Here is a 19784-nt window from a genome sequence, read left to right on the forward strand (position 1 = left end):
TGTTTTATTAGTTTATTTTAAAACGAAACAAATTTACACATTTTAGAAATATAGCCGCATATGCCCTATTCTTTAAATCTATGGTGATATGAAAAACTTCGATAGCGCTAAAGATCAAATAACCCCCTATAAAACAAGGCGTTGACACACACCTATCTTTAGGGATTTATTTAGAATTAATATGAATTAATTTAAAACGGAAATGAAGGCCATAAATCGTTTCTCAAAATACGCAAAGAAAACGTTTGAAAACGCTGCATATCCTACGGTAATGCTCTAAAAAATGTAAGTAAAATTGCGGCTTTTTTTCAAGCGCAAGTCAAGCGTAAATTCCCGTAAGATGTGGTAGAATTAAAAGAGACTCTGAATAATCTTTTCTTCGGAAACGCCTTCCGCTTCAGCCTTGTAATTTTTAATGATACGGTGTCTTAAAATACCAATGGCAACGGCCTGAACATTCTCAATATCTGGTGAAAATTTACCCTGTGTTGCGGCGTGGGTTTTGGCTGCTAAAATTAAGTTTTGAGAGGCTCTAGGTCCTGCTCCCCAATCGATAAAATCTTTAACAATTTCGGCTGCAGAATTGGCTTTGGGCCTTGTTTTAGCGACTAAAGAAACGGCGTATTCAATAACATTATCGGCCACCGGAATACGACGAATTACATTCTGAAAGTCTATAATTTCTTGGGCGCTAAATAAAGCATTCACCGTCTTTTTAACATCTGTGGTGGTGGCTTTAACCACATCTACCTCTTCTTGAAACGAAGGATACTCCAAGTTTATGGCAAACATAAAACGGTCTAATTGCGCTTCAGGCAAAGGATAAGTTCCTTCTTGCTCAATTGGGTTTTGGGTGGCCAATACAAAATAAGGTAAATCTAATTTGTACTGATGTCCGGCTACCGTTACCGAGCGTTCTTGCATCGCTTCTAATAAAGCGGCTTGCGTTTTAGGTGGTGTTCTGTTAATCTCATCGGCCAAAACAATATTAGAAAATATTGGGCCTTTTATAAACTTAAACTGTCTGTTTTCATCTAGGATTTCACTTCCTAAAATATCACTAGGCATCAGGTCTGGCGTAAACTGAATACGCTTAAAATTTAAACCTAAGGCTTGTGCAATTGTATTTACCATTAATGTCTTTGCCAATCCAGGAACTCCAACTAAAAGTGAGTGACCGCCAGAGAAAATTGAAATCAGAATTTGGTCTACCACTTCATCTTGACCGATGATCACTTTGGCGACTTCTTTCTTTAGCGCAGCATATTTTTGAACAAAATTTTCAATAATGGTAACATCAGACATACATTCTTATTTTTTTAGCCAGTTACTTTGGAAATCACAATCTCTATACTCCCCATTAATTTTGATATATGTATCTACAATGGTTTCTTTTTGCCATTTTGCTATGGCTTGTACTTGCTTGTCCTGTAAGGCTAAATTTTTAATCTTAAGGTAATCTTTTGCAAAGTCCGCCTTATGGTCGTCAATTCGGTCAGTAACGGTAAGAATTTTAAACTTAATTCTATTTACCCGATCTTCATCTTGTAACACTTCACTGATTTCTCCATCTTTTAAGTCTTGAATTTGAGAATATAATTCAGGCTCAATACGAGTTAATTCAAAATTAAAATCTTGGGTCACAGGATTTGTTAATTGTCCGCCTTCATATTTCGTTTCTTTCTCATCACTAAATTCTCTAGCCGCATCTGCAAAAGTTAAAGAACCATCAATAATTTTAGCTCTTACCTCATCAATTTCATCTTTTGCTTTCTGAATGGCTTCTTGTGTAAGCTCTGGACGTAATAAGATGTGTCTTACATCGTACTCTTGACCTCTAATTTTTTCTAACAATACGATATGATAACCAAAATCCGTTTCAAAAGGTTCTGAAATTTCACCTTCTTGCATAGAGAAGACGACATCTCTAAATTCCTTAACCATTCTTGGTTGCTTTCTGTTCATGGTTGGTAATTTACCACCATCACTTTTAGAACCATCATCGGAATAGAAAATGGCTTTGGTTACAAAACTAGCACCATTTTCTTCAATATCTTTTTTAAATTCTTTTAGCCTATCAATAACAGCTTGCTTGGCATCTTCAGTAACTTCAGGAATAACAACGATTTGTGCTAATTTTAATTCCGTACCAAATATTGGACGTTCGTCTTCAGGAATGTCATTAAAAAATGTACGTACTTCTTCTGGAGTCACTTCTATATCGCCTGTTACTTTAGCTTGCATTTCTGAGGCGAGGTATCTGTTTTTATTAATTTCATTCATCTCCTCACGTAAAGCTTCTTCAGAATCTTTCTTATAGAAATCTAATAAGCCTTGCATATCGCCTTGCGTTTGCGCCAAAATACCTTGTATTTGTTGCTCTGTATTCTGACTGATATACAATTCGTTTACCAAAATACTATCTTGTATGGCTTGGTGCGCGTATAGTTTACTTTCTAAAAGGCTTCCAAAAAGTTCGCAACGCGTGATGTCTTTAAGATCGGCACCTTGCGCTTTAAGTTGTGCAATTTCGCGATCTAAGTCTGATTCTAAAATTATAAAATCACCAACAACAGCAGCCACACCATCGGCTTTAATACGGGTAGCAGGTGCCACCGTATCTTTAGGTTGTTCTACTTGTGAGGCTTCATCATCAATGATTTCTTGAGCATTGATCATGGATACAGAAATAAAGCACAGTAAAAAAGCAGCTTTAATTGTAAATTTGGAATGTATTGTTTTTAATAGCATCTGTTGTAATATCATTTTCGAGTTGCTTAATGAGCTCTAACTTTCTCTTGTTTATAACAATTTTTTTAATTGACGAATTCACATAGTCCAAAGGAGCATAATCATTTTGAAAGCGCACGTCATTAACGAGCATCAAATATAAGTTTAATGAATCTTTGAGTTGTAAAAAATTAGTTTTTTTTAACAGTTCATTTTTATCCCTGTTATTTAGGATCGGAATTTTCTCTGTAACACGACTCAGTTTTACCCAAAGGGAATCGCTTAAAGCGTAAGATTTAAATTGTACAGAAATAGAATCGAGATACTTTTTATCCTTCGCTTCAAAGCGTTTAAAACGCATTTTTATGGTATCTAAATTAATAGGATTTAAAGGCAAGCTTACGTATCTAAACTGAATTAAATCGTCATTCAATTTAAAAGACTCCTTATTGGCTTCGTAAAATAGCTCTGCGGTTTCCCTTGACACTACCGAATCTATAGATTTCTTTACTAAACCTTCTAAATAGGCCTTAGTATAGAGGTCGTTTTTATATTGTTCTACGAGTTTAGAAAATTCATTTTGTTTTTCTTCTGAAAGATTAACCAAAGCGCCATCCATAAGCAACAAACGTCTAGCCCAACGTTCTATATAGGCATTGATCATTAAGGTACTATCCTCTTTTGGCGTTCCTAATGGAACCACATCTTTTAGATCGTCTTTGTAAAGGTAGTTCTCATTTACTCTAGCAATGGGATCTTCCGTTTGCGCTGGCTTAAAGAAATCACAACCGCAAAGTAATGTACAAAGTAGACCTATATATATATAATGTTTCAAAAGACGTTTAAATTAATTTTCTAGTTGTGCTTTAACGGCTTGAAGCGTTGCTTCATTAACGGTTATATTATAACGTTCGTATAATTGATTAAGCCAATTTAATTCAATCTCAGTTTGGTAATCATTAATAACATTGCCTTTAGCTTCTTCTAAGCTTTTTTGGCCGGCTGGTAATACTGATTTTACATCTATAACATGAAACGCATCATGGTTTTCATAAACTTTAGAAACACCTTCTTTAGCTTTAAAATTAGATGGCAATAACGGGTCGGTTACCGGATAAGTCCCTATCGTAAACATAACGTTTTGTTCTTCGTCTGTGTTTATTTTAGCTTTAATAGCTGCTTGCGACTTCTCCTTCTTCATCAATTTACGAATTTTTTTCATGTGTCCTTGGTCTGCTGAAGATGCAATAACCACCTCTACACGATCGCCCCATTGGTAATTTGCTTTATTTTTCTCATAAAACTCCTCTAAACCAGTGGTATCTTTAGCGGCTTTGTTCCACACTTCTTGCTCCATTAAATCAAAAAGTAACAAGCCATCTCTATACTCTTTTAAAATATGCGCATATTCTTCATTTTCTACCTCTAGATTATCCTCTCTATATTGTAGAATTGTGCTTTTGAAAAAACTATGAAACTCTTTATCTACGATTTCTGAAAAATCAATATTTTTCCCGCTGTAACGACGTTCTGCTGTTTTTAGATGTGTTCCAAAATCTCCGTAAGTAAATACGGTTTTATTAATTTTGAAAAGCATTGTATTCGCTTTAAAATCTTTGGGCAACTCCCAAGAGCGTTTGTAATAGTCCTCGTTTAGTAGTCCTATAAAATACGCTTTGGCTTCATCGTTATACGTAATCTCGTATTTGGATTTAAGCTTCTCAACCATGGCTTCATCAATAAGCTTTGATCGTGTATCTCTTTTCACCTGTAATTCTAATTTAGATTTAGAATCTTCAAACGAAGGCACCGGCTGTAGATCAATACGTTTTACAATATGCCAACCAAAGGCCGATTTAAATGGAGCGGTAATATCACCATCGTGTTCTAAACCAAAAGCAGCGTCTTCAAATTCAGTAGAGCTTAACTGACCACTTTTAAAAGGCGCTAATTTTCCACCTTTATTGGCCGAGTTCTTATCGTCAGAAAATTGTTTTGCTAAAGACTCAAAGCTTTCGCCTTGCTGTAATTTTTTATAAATAGTATTAATACGCTCTTCTGGGTCAATTAGGGAATCTTTAGACTTAAGACTTACCATTATATGCGCAGCCGTTAAAGTTCCTCGACTTGGTCTTCTATCATTGACTTTTACCACATGATAACCAAATTGCGTTCTAAAAGGCATTGAAATTTCTCCTTTTGGCGTATTGAAGGCTGCCGACTCAAAATCATAAACCATTTTAAAAGCCGAAAAATAACCTAAATCTTCAACAAAAATAGTTTTACCATTATGTAGCGGTTTCAAATTATCGAAGCCTTCTTTTAAAGCTCTTTTTCTTAAGGCCAAAACTTGATTATAAGCATTAATCGTATCCTTAGCGTTGCTCTTTAAAAGCACCAAGATGTGTGATGCATTAAGATCAATATTGCTGCGCTCGTAAGCTTCCTTAACTAAAGCATCTGTAGCTTCATTATCTGAAATGTAATTTTTTATAAGCTGTTTTTTATACCGCTTAAATTCTCGCTGATAACTTGCTTCTTCGTCTAACTTTAAGCGCTTCGCTTCCTTTAACTTCAGTTGGTATTCCGTAAATAACTTTAAATACCCGTCAATATTTTTCTGACTTTCGTCTTGAACAAGGTCTAAGTTTTTTTTGTACACCCTTATAAATTCTGCAGCGCTGATGGCCTCGCCATCAACCTCTAAAAGGGTCTCTTGATTATTTTGAGAAAAAGAAAAATTTAGTGCCAAGCACACTACTAACAAACATTTAAATTTTAGACTCATCATTTATTCTATATATTAAACATACTGTGACATTGAATAACTTTTCAAATGCAGCAAAAATAACATAAATAGCGTATTTACCAAGCTGTTTGGAGAGCATTGTAATATTCTTAACATCGTTAAAATTGGTGTTTTCAATGTCGTACGTCGATGATTATGTCCGAAAATTGTATTTAATAAAGAAAATAGGACAGACATCGAGAAAATATTGCTTTTTTTAAACACTGTTTTATTTTTACCAAAATTTGTATCCCTATGCAATATTCTACTGAAATTTTAATTGAGAAACCCATTTCAGAAGTTCTAAAAAAATTAAACACCATTGACAACTTAAAACATTGGCAACATGGATTGGTAAGCACGTCTCATATCTCTGGGGTCCCTAACCAATTGGGCGCTAAAATTAAGCTTAAGTACAACTTCGGAAGGTGTAAAATGGAAGTCTTAGAAACTGTGACGAAACAAAACTTACCGAGTGAGCTGCATGCCACGTACACCACTAAAGGGGTAAGAAACATACAAGAAAACTACTTTAAAGTCACGGAAGACAACGCCACGCTTTGGATTTCAAAAAATGAGTTTCAGCCTACTAGTTTAAAGATGAGTTTGTGCTTATTCTTTATGCCTGGAGCCTTTAAGAAACAAACAAAAACCTTGATGTCTAATTTCAAAAATTATCTTGAAAAAGGCGTTTCTGTTCACCAACCCAACTAAGCCATACATGCGACAATTAAAACTGATCTGGGATTTTAAAGGGCCCCACGGACAAAAAACAGCAGAACACCACCTTATTCATCTTAAAGAATATATCGCTATTAATAAATTAGATATAACTATTACAGGGGTTGAAACAATTAGCGACATGCACAGCTTGGCTTACTTAGTGGTTGATGAGGCCGAGATGCGACCTATACGAGACACCTTAAAACCACATCGTGGACAAGTTTATAGCGCGGAGTAACCCTTCTCATTATAAAGTCTAATTAGAGAGCTCACAACTTTTTAGAATAAGCGCTTAAAAAATGCTTGAATAAAACGCTTAGGAGGCACAGAGAGAATAATTTTTAAATCTTCCAAATACGAGGACTCTTCATCTAAAAATTTAAAAATCGTTTTAATATGGGCCTTTTTAAACATCGCACTAAAAAGAGCGGCACCTTCTCCATTATGATTGGCCAAAACATCTAAAAAGATAAGATCGTAAAACCGGAACTTTGAAGCCTTATGAAAACGGCGAAGATCGTGATCTTGTTTTAAAAATGCCTGTAAGGCCTTTGTCTTTTTTACTGTATTTTGAAAGGTATACCCGGTACTGGCTTTTGTCCAGCCCCCTGCCGTCCCTATATGAAGGATGTGTTTTGAATTTAGCGTGTTAAAATCAAAAGAGGTCATTGGGATATTACCCTGCTCCTTTTCTACTATCGTATAATCTGTAATATTATTCGCCGTCAAATAACCTGCTATAGCCTTCTCATAGTCAGAATAGGCTAAAAGAGATTTAGAAAACAAGGTATATTCTATTAAGGCTTTGCGCTTCGATAACGGCAGTACATACATAAAACGGGTATTTCCTTTTTGAGGAATGGCAAAATCCATCATGGTAGCCTTTGAATCGTCAAAAGTATCTGATGTTGTTTCTATAAACCAACCTACAAAATGCTGATGAATTAGAGGGAATTTCGTTTGAGACTTATAGGTTTCCGGATTCGGTATACTTGTGAAAAGTTTAGCCCCATAAAACGTTGTTATAGGGGTCATCACCTGCACTTGATTATCGCCTTCTAAAACCTTTTCCACCTCAGCAGCTACAAAAGTAATCTGAGGATTTAAATCGACTTCCTTCCAAAGCAATTCATAAAACGCAGCACTACGAATCATCTTATAACGATATGGTGCTATAGCTATTGTTTTAGAAAATGTGGCACTTCCGAAATACACCGAATGCCATGTTTTTGTTAGAAGCGCATCCCAAGGACCAACACCAGACTCCCAATAACACCAAGTTCTATCATTGTCCTTTTTCTTCTCTTTATCTACAATTAAAATAGACTTTGAGCTAAAAAAAGGATCTTGAGACAATCTGTAAGCTAACAGTAAGCCCGATGCTCCTGCACCAGCAATGATATAATCGTATTTAAGACTCTTGTCTTTCATTGGTCGTAAAAAAAATCAGTAATTGGTAAACGGTAGCTTTGTTATTTTGAATGTCTTTTTTCAGCATAACCATAACCTTCCTTCCACCATTTCTCCATTAAGCGTTTGCTAAAAATAAGGGAGTTCTCGGTAAGGCTTGTTGGGGTATAATAAAGGTTGAGTTTTACGTTTTTATTTCTAGCAGCAAGTTTCCCAATAATGATATCATTACGTTCCACTTGGTTTAACAAGTGCCCAAATAAACCAATCATTAATGAAAATGGATTTTTACCCAATACTTTTTGTTTCCCTAAGGTTTCTGCTTCTAAAACAATGGCATCAATCTCTGTGGCGCCTCGTAATATAGCCTCTCGGATAGGGATTACACTCCCCAAACCGCCATCGGCATACTCATAGCCATCTACTTTAGCCAATGACATAAAAGGCACGTAATTACAAGAAATCCAAACCCAATTGCAAAACTCTTCATAGGTACACTCTTGTATGGATTTATACTCTACCCTATTCATGGATAAATTAGCAACTGTGACAACAACATCGTGCTTTTCCTTTCTAATCTGAACATACTCTTCATAGGTCACATTCTTCTGAATACTTCTTTTCAGCGCTTTACTTTCACCAAAGGTTCGTCGGCGTCTAATAAACTGCCAAAGGGAATTTATATAATCAATAGACACGTACTCACGATCGCCTTTTTTATGATGGATAAAAGGGCTGACACTAAAAATATCTTGCTGTTGTACGTTGGTAAAAATATCATAGAGTTTCCCTATTTTATTCACTGCCAAATGAGGGACCAATAAGCTACCTGTAGAGGTGCCCAAGAACATATCGTACTCTCTATTTTCGCGCTCCATTAAATATTGAGCCACGCCACCTGCAAATGCTCCTTTACTTCCTCCTCCTGAAATTACTAATGCGCGCATTACTTTTTATTTTCTTCTAATTTGTTAGATAATTCTTTTGCAAACTTTACCATTCTCCAATTATGATGGGTTTTAGCCGTTTCTAAATTGGCTCTGCACTGTTCATTACAGGCTGACATTAAGTTCAAATAATTAAAAGCCCCCATTCTCAGTTCTACATTATATTGTTCTCCGGTATAGTCTACCAACTCATCAAATAGACGCTGCTTATTATCTGTTTGATAATAGGGCGTATTTAAGTTTAATACAATCCATAATAACCTCACATTTTTATCATTGAACCCTGAAACATCGCGCGTTTTAGCCAAATACTTGGAGCGGTCTAGCGGGAAATTAGTCCAAAGATTATACAAAGCCTTCTCAATAGTGACATAAGAGTTATCTTCTAATAAAGACTCGTATTCGGTTTTTATACTCTCAGGAATTTTAGTGACGTATTGCGCAATAGCTTGGCGTACCTTAAGATTGTTTTTAAAGGTTTCTGCATTGACTAAATCTGGCACCTGACTAATAACTTTTGCTTTCGCTTTATCGGAGACATAATACTTTAAGTACTCCGCACATTTAGACGTTTTAGCTTCACAATCTACCATAGCAAATTCATTAACGGCTGGTGACTGCTTTTTTAATAGTTCGAAGGCTTTTTCATAAGGAAAGGCTTTGTTTTTAATCCAATAATTCACAAAACTAGATAAAGACTGCCCATAACCTTTTTCCACTTCAGAAATAAAATCGGTCGTTTTCACAGTTCCAAATTGATGTTTTTCCAAATACCTTTTTACAGCTTGCTTAAACACCTGATCCCCGACAATACCTCGTAAGACATGCAACACCCATGCACCACGTTGGTAAAAGGTTAAACTGCTCGATTTTGGATCTAACAGCGATGTGCCTTTTCCTGATAAGTCTTGATGACTTAAATCTATAACCGATTCTAACAATTTAAAATAGTAATAGTCTTCCCCAAAAATATCACGCTCCGCGAGCAAGGCATAATAGGTCGCAAACCCTTCTTGTAACCAATGGTGTTCTCCTGAGGTGGCCGTAACAAGATCTCCAAACCATTGATGCGCCAGTTCGTGAGCATTAATATTCACATAGTTTTTATCGTTAAACCCAATATCGTCGACCATATAGGCATCCGAAAAAATAGTAAGACTTGTATTCTCCATACCAGCATATAAAAAATCGTGTACTGGCACTTGTTTATACACTTGCCATGGGTAAGGCACACCTATTTCTTGTTCTAAAAAATTAAACATCTTTTCGGAGTAACGGTAGGTTGGCTCTACTTTTAAGGTGTCTTTAGGATAATAATACTGCACTAGAGGAATTCCACGATCTGAAACCTTGGTAGTTTTTTCATAACGGCCCAACACCAATGCTAGCAAATAACTAGACATAGGCTGCTGCATTTGGTAAGATCGCTTCAGTTTACCATTAGGTAGGCGCCCCTCTGCTAAGGCCACCCCATTAGCGACAAACGTATAATTATCCCACCCCTCTAAACTAAGATTAAAAATAATTTTATCATTAACATCATCTAAGCTAGGAAACCAATGACTGGTATATTTCCCTTGACCTTGTGTCCAGATTTGAGGTTCTTTCTCCCGTTTTAAAAAATATAAAGCTTTCTTAGGCTTTGCTTCATACTTAAAACGAACAGTATAATCTTTGTTTTTCTGAAACGGGTATTTAAAAACAATTTTATCCTTAAGGTTAGCGTGAGAAGCAGATTCTAGCTTTACACTATCCTGTAAAATTTCAACTTTATTAAAATTCATATCTACCGCATCGAGATAAACAGAATCTACGGCTTTTAATATCTTAAATTGATAGCTTACTTGCCCACTGATCCGCAAAGAATCTGCCTCTACATTCAACAAGGCATGGGCTTTTTTAAAATCGACAACTTGGGTTTGTTGCGCATAGCTCATCCTTAAAATTAAAAGGAACGCAATAACGAAAGCTTTATTCATAAACTTAAACATACATTAATTAAGACCAATGTAAAGATTTTAAATGGTCTCCTAAAAACTATGCGCTATAAATAACATTTATTTAGCCATAAGACACAAAACTTATATTTGAAGAGGGGTCTAAAAATTAATTATCATTTACTAAATTCGCAGTTATGAGTGTTAATCTGCAAACTCCTATAGACTATTTAAAAGGCGTCGGTCCTAGCCGCGCTGATTTGTTACGCTCAGAATTGGGGATTCAAACCTATCAAGACCTCCTCAATCTTTTTCCTAATCGTTATATAGACCGTACGCGATATTATAAAATTAATGAATTGCAACGCAACAGTGCCGAAGTGCAAATTGTTGGAAAAATCACAGGTTTTAGAGAAGTCGCACAAAAGCGCGGAAAACGTTTAGTCGCTGATTTTAGAGACGATACCGGCATTATGGAACTGGTGTGGTTTAGAGGTCAAAAATGGATTAGAGAGCAGGTAAAAACAGGGCAAACCTATGTAATTTTTGGTAAGACCAATTGGTTTGGCGGCAAGTTTAGCATGCCACACCCTGAAATGGAATTGCAAAAAGAACACGAGGCTAATTTACGCTCTGCCATGCAGGCTATTTATCCGTCTACAGAAAAGTTAGCGAATAGAGGAATCACTAATCGGATTGTAACCAAAATAATGCAACAATTATTTTTAGAATCTAAAGGCCGATTTGTTGAAACGCTCCCCGATTCGGTTATGAAAGACTTAAAATTAGTCTCGAAATCAGAAGCGATTTTTAACATTCATTTTCCTAAAACACCAGAACTTTTAGCAAAGGCGCAATTCCGGTTAAAGTTTGAAGAGTTATTTTACATTCAGTTACAACTCATCATTAAAAACCTTATTCATAAATCTAAAATTAAAGGTTTTACGTTTGATAAGGTTGGCCCTTATTTTAACCGTTTTTACAAAGAGCATTTACCTTTTGACCTAACCCAAGCCCAAAAGCGCGTTTTAAAAGAAATTAGGCACGATTTGGGGACTAACGCCCAGATGAATCGGCTGCTACAAGGTGATGTGGGCTCTGGAAAGACCATAGTTGCTTTTATGTCAATGCTCATGGGGCTAGACAATGATTTTCAATGTTGCCTAATGGCACCAACAGCTATTTTATCTGTTCAGCATTACCAAGGCCTGAAAGAATTATGCGAGCCACTAGGCATTAGCATTGCGTTGCTTACGGGATCTACTAAAACTTCGGAACGAAAAATCATTCATGAAAATTTAGAAAACGGCAACTTACAGATCTTAATCGGCACACATGCGGTGTTAGAAGATAAAGTGAAATTTAAGAACTTAGGCCTCGCTATTATTGACGAGCAGCATCGATTTGGTGTTGCACAACGCAGTAAATTATGGCGAAAAAACAACCTTCCCCCTAATGTCCTTGTAATGACAGCAACCCCGATTCCAAGAACCTTAGCGATGTCTGTTTATGGCGACTTAGATATTTCTATTATTGATGAATTGCCCGCTGGAAGGAAACCCATAAAAACCGTTCATCGTTTTGATAACAACCGTTTAAAAGTTTTCAAATTTATTAAAGATGAAATTGCTCTAGGTCGTCAAATCTATGTGGTCTATCCTTTAATTCAGGAAAGTGAAAATATGGATTATAAGGATTTAATGGATGGCTACGAAAGTATCTCTAGAGAATTCCCGATGCCAAAATATCAAATTTCTATTGTCCATGGTAAAATGAAACCCGCCGATAAAGATTATGAAATGGAGCGTTTTGTAAAAGGGGAAACTCAAATTATGGTGGCCACTACGGTTATAGAAGTTGGGGTAAATGTCCCTAATGCCTCTGTTATGGTTATTGAAAGCTCTGAACGTTTTGGTTTATCACAATTGCACCAACTAAGAGGCCGTGTGGGGCGTGGTGCAGAACAGAGTTATTGTATTCTTATGACAAGCCGTAAATTGAGTGAAGACAGCAAAACACGCTTACAAACCATGGTAAGAAGTAGTGATGGCTTTGAAATTGCTGAAGTAGATTTAAAGCTACGCGGTCCGGGTGATTTAATGGGAACACAACAAAGTGGGGTGTTAAACCTCCGAATTGCCGACGTAGTAAAAGACAAAGATATCTTGCAAGAAGCACGGCATTACGCTAAAAACATACTGAATAAAGATCCTAGCCTTGCTGCACCAGAACATCAAGTGATTTTGAACACCTATAGACAAATGAGTAAGTACAGAAACATTTGGAATTATATCAGTTAATGTTCAAAAGACGTACTCGCCAAGCATAAAAAAAAGAGAAACCAGTTTTGGTTTCTCTTTTTTTTTATTTTTGAAATAAGGTATCGTAATTAATTCTGCAAACTACTTAAAGCCTCTCCTATTGTGGTTTCGCCTTCTAAAATCTCGAACGTTGTATTAACAGGGGCGTCATCATTTAACGAGGCCACAAGAGTTTGCGCGACATCAGCTCTACTGATCTCACCATGCTTGTTTAAATGAGGCTTCAATTCAATGCTGCCTTTAGCTTCATTATTATTTAAAGTTCCAGGTCTCACTATTGTATATTTTAACCCACTATTTCTTAGATGTTCATCGGCATTTTTCTTAGCCTTTAAATAATCTTGTAATTCTTCCGCAGCTTCCGGATTATCAGCTCCCATTGAGCTCAACATTACAAAACGGTTAACATTTGCCATTTTAGACACCGCCATAAGACGCTTAGCTCCTTCTTGATCTACTTCTACAACATTCTTACCTCCAGAACCAGCAGCAAATACAACTTTATCGACCCCTTTCATTGTATGCGTAAGATCTTCTGTTAAATCTGCCAAGACGGTATCTACACCCTCTGATTTAAACTGCTCTTGCTGCGATGATTTTCTCACCATAGCAATAGGATTAAAATATTGTGACGCTTTTAATAAATTAACGACTTGTTTTCCTGTGGTGCCGTTAGCACCAGCTACGAGTACATTTTCCATTTTATTTTTCTTTTTCTTTTTTTTGATTCTGTTTACTTACTATTCACATAAAATGCATAAATAACTCCTGGCAACCAGCCAACAAGCGTTAACAATAAACTAATTAAAAACTCTGTTCCTAAACCTCGATTTAAGAATACAGCTAAAGGCGGTAATAGAATTGATAATATAATTGTAATTAAAGACATAATATTTGTGTTTTATAAGTTCCTTACAAAGGTAGCCTTAAGATCTAAAGCCGATTAACTGCTTTGAATGAGATCTTAGCACATATTGAAAAAAGACCGAATTCAATGTTCAACCTTACAACAGGACAATTCCTCTTTATTAATCCCCTATTTTTTAATAACTTAGTCTAAAATCATCATCATCATCATGAAAGGATTAAAAAAAAACAACACACACATTAATTATAAGCCTGGTTTTCACACTGAGCAGTTATGCCCAATCTTGGGTTGGAGCGTGGCAACACACTTTAGAAAACCATGACCATAGTCTACATACTACAGTGCTTATTGTTACAGAGCATTATTTGGTTTCTACCACTTATGATAAAAACAGCGGAGCCTTTATTAAAACAAGAGGCGGCGCTTGGAAACAGAACGCAAACGAGACCATCAATTTAACTTTAGAGTTTGATAGTGAAAACCCTGATACCGTAGGAACACAAGACGATTTTAATATCATGATGAACAAGGAAACCCTAATATTCTTAGATGATAATGTAAAGTTTCAACGCCTCGATGATGGTGGTCCCGGAATTTTAAATGGAGCTTGGTTAATGTCTGCCAGAATGAAGGATGGCACACTTCAACAACGCAACACCAACAAAGCTCGAAAAACGATGAAGATTCTATCCGGCTCGCGATTTCAATGGATTGCCTATAACACCGAAACAAAAACCTATATGGCCACAGGCGGCGGCACTTACACCTCTATAGACGAGCGCTATACAGAAACGATTGAATTCTTCTCTAAAGATCCTTCAAAAGTAGGACTCCAATTAGAATTTAGTTATCAATTAATAGATGGTAATTGGCAACATACTGGAAAATCCAGCAAAGGCGATCCCACCCACGAAGTGTGGAGCCTCCGCAAGTCATTATAATTACTCCGCTAAAAGCTCTGCCACAAAGCGCTCAAATTCCGCTTTAAACGCCGTGTATTTTTCTCCTGTAGCGGGTCCGTTAAAGCCAGTATGTATTTTTCTCACCTTCCCTGTCTTATCTATAAAGATAGAAGTCGGATAAGATAAAACGTGATTCAGCATCGGTAATTTTTCTTGTGCCTTTTCTTTATCAGAACTTCCGTACTGTGCTAAAAGGATCGGATAATCAATACCTACTCTTTCTTTTAAACGGTCTATACGACTAAAAGCAGCTTCCTCTGTTTTCGCATATTCAAATGCCAATCCCACAAATGCAATATCTTTCGATTTATTCTGCTTATAAAACTCCGCATAATATTTACTTTCATCCAAACAATTAGGACACCAAGAGCCCATAATTTGAACCACTACAACTTTTCCTTTAAAACGTTCGTCGTCTAAAGACACCAAGTTCCCCGAGGTATCAGGAAACTCAAAAGCTAAACGCTCATATCCCTCTTTTAAAAACGTTAAATCATCTGCTTCAGGCAACTCAAAACTAGGGTTTCTTTTTGCCATAAAAGGCTCTTTCCAATGATTTCCAGAATAGAACGTTCCTTCCATCGTGGAATCATTCACAGTAGCGGTAAATAAAAACGCATGCGAACCATCAAAAGCAGATAATTTCATTGTATTACCATCCATCACACCTTCTAAAAATCGGTAATCGCCGGTTGCCGTTCTAAAAGTCCCCGTTACAAGATCATCTTTCTGTGTAAAAATCCCCTTGGCCATATAAGCCTCATCTCCTTTTCCGACACTAAACGTGGTTTCCCAAACTCCAGATACATTAACGGTAGGCACTTCTGCAGTTTCAAAACGCTTTTCCACACCATAATTAGCCGTAAAAGCTACAGAACGCTCTAAGCTTTCAATTATAAATTGTCCTTTTAAGTTGTTTCCGTCTCGTTTTGCAGTAATATAACCTTCAAACACTGGTAATTTTATAAGGACAGAATCGGCGCTGTAAGTAACTTCATCCACATTGATAACCTCTTCTGCATTGTACACCTCTAGTTCATTTGTTGATGTCACCTTAAAATTAAAAGGCAGCTCCTCGCCATCCTTCACCTCTAAAACACCTCTATACATGCCATTTTTTAATGGTTGCACGGGCGAATCGGCAGTTACCGAATCTTCCGTTTTAGATTCATTCTTACAAGAGAAACAAGCAAAACACAACAGCGTAATTAATAAATATCGCATAAATAACAGGGAATTAAATCTTATATAAGTCAAATATATGACACTACCCCAGCATAAGATCTTTTGGTAGCAGCGCTAAAATACTTATAATTATACGGCATCACAATGCCTTCACCTAAAAAATGATAGAACGCTGTAGAGCGTCCGTAAAACCCAAAACTTACTTGGCGTAAATTACGGTAAACGAAACATTTTCAAGGTGACTTTTCAAACGGAAATAAATATCTTTAGATTCTCTAATTTTTTTGGAATGGATATTTCGCTAGGCAACAACTATTATTATCTTTGTAGCCTGATTAAAATCAACATATGAAGATTTCATACAACTGGCTAAAACAGTTTATAAAGACCGATTGGAACGCCGAAAAAACAGGCGAATTATTAACGGATCTGGGATTAGAAATAGAAGGTATTGAAACCTACGAATCCGTAAAAGGGGGGCTAAAAGGTATTGTCGTTGGAGAGGTACTCACCTGCGAACAACACCCAAATGCAGACCGCTTAAAAGTAACTACCGTAAATATTGGTGCAGATGCTCCTTTACAAATTGTGTGTGGTGCACCTAACGTCGCTGCCGGACAAAAAGTCCCTGTAGCCACTATTGGTACCACTTTATACACTGCAGAAGGTGAAGCATGGACCATAAAGAAAGGGAAGATTAGAGGTGAAGAAAGCCACGGAATGATTTGTGCTGAAGACGAATTAGGACTTGGAGAATCTCACGATGGTATTATGGTATTAGATGCTGATATTGCCGTAGGAACTCTAGCTGCAGACCTTTTTGAGGTAGAAAATGATGAAGTTTTTGAAATTGGCCTTACGCCAAACCGAGCCGATGCCATGAGTCATTATGGTGTTGCTAGAGACTTAAAAGCAGGACTTTTACAGAAGGAAATTTCTTTAGAACTTATTACACCATCCGTAAGCTCATACCATGTAGATGCAAGAGCCTTTAAAGTCGATGTTGATGTAAAAGACTATGAGAAAGCACCACGTTACTGTGGGGTAACCATCTCTGGAATTACAGTTGAAGCGTCTCCGGCTTGGCTACAACACCGTTTAAAATCTATTGGATTAAGTCCGGTGAACAATATTGTTGATATCACTAACTATGTATTGCATGAGTTAGGTCAACCGCTCCACGCTTTTGATGGTGATAGAATTTCTGGAAGTAAAATTGAAGTTAAAACCTGTGAGGCTGGCACTAAATTTACAACCTTAGATGGTGTAGAGCGCGAATTGCACGAAGAAGATCTTATGATTTGCGATGATCGCAGACCTATGTGTATTGCTGGTGTTTTTGGTGGCTTAGATTCTGGTGTAACAGAACATACCTCTCGTATTTTCCTTGAGAGTGCTTATTTCAATCCTGTAAGTGTACGTAAAACAGCAAAACGTCATGGTTTAAATACCGATTCTTCTTTTAGATTTGAAAGAGGTATTGACCCTAACCTTACTGAATACGCTTTAAAACGTGCGGCATTACTTATTCTTGAAATTGCCGGTGGAGAAATTACAAGTGATATTTTAGACACCTACCCTAAGAAAATTAGAGATTTTGAAGTTAGACTTAGCTTTGATCATGCTCAAAAATTAATAGGCGAACGTATCCCTGAAGAAACGATTAAAAGCATTCTATCATCTTTAGATATTAAAATTAACAACGTTACTGAAGCTGGTTTAGGCTTAACCGTCCCTGCTTTTAGAAACGATGTACAGCGTGAAGCCGATATTATTGAAGAAATTTTAAGAGTATATGGGTATAACAATATAGCCACTACTAAAAAATTAAACGCTTCAATTTCTAACTCCTCTCGTTTTGAAGATTATAAACTTCAAAATATCATAGGGAACCAATTGGCCTCACAAGGCTTTTTTGAAATTATGGCCAACTCCTTAACCACACCTAAATATGTGGAGTTGAGTGAGGATTTAAATGAGGCTCATAATATTAAAATGCTGAATCCTTTAAGTAATGATCTTGAAGTGATGCGTCAATCCTTATTATTTTCAGGTTTAGAAGCCGTAGCTCATAACATTAACAGGAAGCGTGACGATTTAAAACTTTTTGAATTTGGTAAAACCTACCACCAATTTTCAGAAGCACGCGAAGAGCATAAGCATTTATCCATTTTTGTAACCGGAAATAAAACTGAAGAACGTTGGAATACAACGGCTTCTCCAAGTGATTTCTTTTATTTAAAAGGGACCATTGAAACCATCTTAGAACGTTTAGGCTTAATACGCTTAAAAGCAGCACCTACAAACGCTGCCGTACTAAGTGAAGGATTAACACTTTCAATAGGAAAAACAAAACTAGTAACGTTTGGATTGGTTAAGAAATCCATCTTAAAACACTTTGGTATTTCTCAAAATGTGCTGTTTGCAGACTTTAATTGGGATAATGTCCTAGACATGGCAAAACATAATAAAGTTAAGTTTACGCCAATCTCTAAATACCCTTCTATTCGTAGAGATTTTGCTCTTCTTTTAGATCAAAATGTAAGTTTCCAAGATATAGACACTATTGCTAAGCAAACTGAAAAGCAACTTCTAAAAAGTGTCAATCTTTTTGATGTTTACGAAGGTAAAAACTTACCTGAAGGTAAAAAGAGTTATGCCGTAAGCTTTATTTTTCAAGATGAAAGAAAAACCTTAAATGATAAGCAAATTGACAAAATCATGTCTAAGCTTCAATCTAATTTTGAAAACAAACTGGGTGCAGAATTAAGGTAACCTTACACTCCTATACAAAAGCCCTTAATGATTAAAGTTAAGGGCTTTTTTTATAGGTCTAAATTCCGACCTTATAATGCTGAATACGAAAGAATATAGAATTCCTTCTATATTAATGTTCTAGGGACGGCAATTAAATATTAGCTAATATTTAATACTTTTCAGTAGAAAAGTTCCTATTTTTAACAAACTTAAAAACAAAAATTATGTCAAATATAACATTAGGAGGTAATCCTATAGAAACTACAGGAACCTTACCTGCAGTAGGAGAAAAAGCTCCAAATTTCACACTTACAGCTACAGACCTATCGCCAAAAACCTTATCGGATTATGAAGGAAGTCGTTTAGTATTAAATATCTTCCCTAGTGTAGATACCGGAACTTGCGCACAATCTGTAAGAACCTTTAACGAAAAAGCAAGCGAATTAGAAAACACTAAAGTATTATGTATTTCTAAAGATTTACCCTTTGCTTTAGCCCGTTTTTGTGGCGCAGAAGGTTTAGATAATGTTGAAAGTCTATCTGATTTTAGAACTGGAGACTTTGGTGACGACTATGGTATTACCTTTAAAACAGGACCTTTAGTACCTTTATTATCACGTTGTATTGTGGTTATTGATGCAGATGGTACCATTTTACATACGGAGCAAGTTGCAGAAATTAAAGATGAACCTAATTACGAAAGTGCATTAGCAAGTTTAGCCTAATTACGCAATGCACAAAAAAGAACCCTTCATAATTAATAGACTTAAAAGTTTTGGCTTTGCTTTTAAAGGGATGCTCATCCTTTTAAAAACCGAAGCGAGCATTCAAGTACAAGTGGGTATTGCTATACTTGTAACCTTTGCCGGTTTCTATTTCAATATTTCTAAAACGGAATGGATGGCACAGGTGATTATGATTGGTTTAGTTCTTAGTATTGAAGGTGTAAATACAGCTGTTGAGGCGATTGCCGATTTTGTTCATCCCGATTATCATAAGAAAATTGGTTTGATAAAAGACGTCGCGGCAGGAGCTGTATTTATCGCTTCTATAGCGGCCTTAATCATCGCAGGAATTATATATCTTCCTAAGTTTATTTAATCCCAATTCCTTTAAATTTATTCAAGGTTTACACACCAAAACACATCGAATAAAC

General features: G+C 36.3%; 17 protein-coding genes. 7 read left to right on the forward strand and 10 right to left on the reverse strand.

Annotation, left to right across the window (positions count from 1 at the left end; all coding sequences use genetic code 11):
• Positions 1-351: 351 nt before the first annotated feature.
• Genes DFQ08_RS09205 through DFQ08_RS09220 form a run of 4 tightly spaced genes read right to left on the reverse strand, consistent with a single transcriptional unit; the run spans position 352 to position 5488 of the window.
• Positions 352-1305 (reverse strand): AAA family ATPase, encoded by a 954-nt coding sequence (locus DFQ08_RS09205; protein ID WP_114309738.1) that lies wholly within the window; start codon positions 1303-1305, stop codon positions 352-354.
• Between the two features lie 6 nt (positions 1306-1311).
• Positions 1312-2766 (reverse strand): peptidylprolyl isomerase, encoded by a 1455-nt coding sequence (locus tag DFQ08_RS09210; protein ID WP_114309739.1) that lies wholly within the window; start codon positions 2764-2766, stop codon positions 1312-1314.
• Positions 2714-3565, reverse strand: a complete 852-nt coding sequence (locus DFQ08_RS09215) for a peptidyl-prolyl cis-trans isomerase (protein WP_245935406.1) — start codon at positions 3563-3565, stop codon at positions 2714-2716. The genes DFQ08_RS09210 and DFQ08_RS09215 overlap by 53 nt, the downstream gene beginning before the upstream one ends.
• Before the next feature lie 12 nt (positions 3566-3577).
• Positions 3578-5488, reverse strand: a complete 1911-nt coding sequence (locus DFQ08_RS09220) for a peptidylprolyl isomerase (RefSeq protein WP_245935426.1) — start codon at positions 5486-5488, stop codon at positions 3578-3580.
• Between the two features lie 285 nt (positions 5489-5773).
• Here DFQ08_RS09220 and DFQ08_RS09225 point away from each other — a divergent pair, with 285 nt between their 5' ends.
• On the forward strand, positions 5774-6232 hold the full coding sequence (locus DFQ08_RS09225) for an SRPBCC family protein (RefSeq protein WP_114309741.1): 459 nt from the start codon (positions 5774-5776) through the stop codon (positions 6230-6232).
• Positions 6233-6239: 7 nt separating this feature from the next.
• Positions 6240-6479, forward strand: a complete 240-nt coding sequence (locus DFQ08_RS09230) for a hypothetical protein (protein ID WP_114309742.1) — start codon at positions 6240-6242, stop codon at positions 6477-6479.
• A 41-nt stretch (positions 6480-6520) separates the two neighbouring features.
• On the opposite strand, the gene DFQ08_RS09235 is transcribed toward DFQ08_RS09230, so the two are convergent.
• The 3 genes from DFQ08_RS09235 to DFQ08_RS09245 are packed head-to-tail and all read right to left on the reverse strand — an operon-like array spanning position 6521 to position 10577.
• Positions 6521-7672 (reverse strand): lycopene cyclase family protein, encoded by a 1152-nt coding sequence (locus DFQ08_RS09235; RefSeq protein WP_114309743.1) that lies wholly within the window; start codon positions 7670-7672, stop codon positions 6521-6523.
• Between the two features lie 41 nt (positions 7673-7713).
• Positions 7714-8598, reverse strand: a complete 885-nt coding sequence (locus tag DFQ08_RS09240) for a patatin-like phospholipase family protein (protein ID WP_114309744.1) — start codon at positions 8596-8598, stop codon at positions 7714-7716.
• Positions 8598-10577 carry a M1 family metallopeptidase gene (locus DFQ08_RS09245; RefSeq protein WP_114310173.1) on the reverse strand — a complete coding sequence of 660 codons (1980 nt, stop codon included), beginning with the start codon at positions 10575-10577 and terminating at the stop codon, positions 8598-8600. The genes DFQ08_RS09240 and DFQ08_RS09245 overlap by 1 nt, the downstream gene beginning before the upstream one ends.
• A 155-nt stretch (positions 10578-10732) precedes the next feature.
• Here DFQ08_RS09245 and recG point away from each other — a divergent pair, with 155 nt between their 5' ends.
• Entirely contained in the window at positions 10733-12835 is a 2103-nt protein-coding gene (gene recG, locus DFQ08_RS09250) for an ATP-dependent DNA helicase RecG (protein ID WP_114309745.1), read from the forward strand.
• Between the two features lie 89 nt (positions 12836-12924).
• On the opposite strand, the gene DFQ08_RS09255 is transcribed toward recG, so the two are convergent.
• Positions 12925-13557, reverse strand: coding sequence for an SDR family oxidoreductase (locus tag DFQ08_RS09255; protein ID WP_114309746.1), 633 nt, complete (start codon positions 13555-13557; stop codon positions 12925-12927).
• 32 nt (positions 13558-13589) lie between these two features.
• Positions 13590-13745, reverse strand: coding sequence for a YqaE/Pmp3 family membrane protein (locus DFQ08_RS09260; RefSeq protein WP_114309747.1), 156 nt, complete (start codon positions 13743-13745; stop codon positions 13590-13592).
• 320 nt (positions 13746-14065) lie between these two features.
• On the opposite strand from DFQ08_RS09260, the gene DFQ08_RS09265 reads away from it, so the two are divergent.
• The gene (locus DFQ08_RS09265) at positions 14066-14665 is read left to right on the forward strand and encodes a membrane or secreted protein (protein WP_245935407.1); all 600 of its coding nucleotides are present in this window, start codon (positions 14066-14068) and stop codon (positions 14663-14665) included.
• Here DFQ08_RS09265 and DFQ08_RS09270 read toward each other — a convergent pair whose 3' ends face one another.
• Positions 14666-15910, reverse strand: a complete 1245-nt coding sequence (locus tag DFQ08_RS09270; RefSeq protein ID WP_114309749.1) for a peroxiredoxin family protein — start codon at positions 15908-15910, stop codon at positions 14666-14668.
• 309 nt (positions 15911-16219) lie between these two features.
• Between DFQ08_RS09270 and pheT the strand changes: the two genes are divergently transcribed.
• The 3 genes from pheT to DFQ08_RS09285 all read left to right on the forward strand — a co-directional run bounded on the left by pheT (position 16220) and on the right by DFQ08_RS09285 (position 19729).
• Positions 16220-18646, forward strand: a complete 2427-nt coding sequence (gene pheT, locus DFQ08_RS09275) for a phenylalanine--tRNA ligase subunit beta (protein ID WP_114309750.1) — start codon at positions 16220-16222, stop codon at positions 18644-18646.
• 206 nt (positions 18647-18852) lie between these two features.
• Positions 18853-19353, forward strand: coding sequence for a thiol peroxidase (gene tpx / locus DFQ08_RS09280; RefSeq protein ID WP_114309751.1), 501 nt, complete (start codon positions 18853-18855; stop codon positions 19351-19353).
• Between the two features lie 7 nt (positions 19354-19360).
• Positions 19361-19729 (forward strand): diacylglycerol kinase family protein, encoded by a 369-nt coding sequence (locus tag DFQ08_RS09285; protein WP_114309752.1) that lies wholly within the window; start codon positions 19361-19363, stop codon positions 19727-19729.
• Positions 19730-19784: the final 55 nt, after the last annotated feature.

Source organism: Winogradskyella arenosi, assembly GCF_003337305.1.
GTDB lineage: Bacteria > Bacteroidota > Bacteroidia > Flavobacteriales > Flavobacteriaceae > Winogradskyella > Winogradskyella arenosi.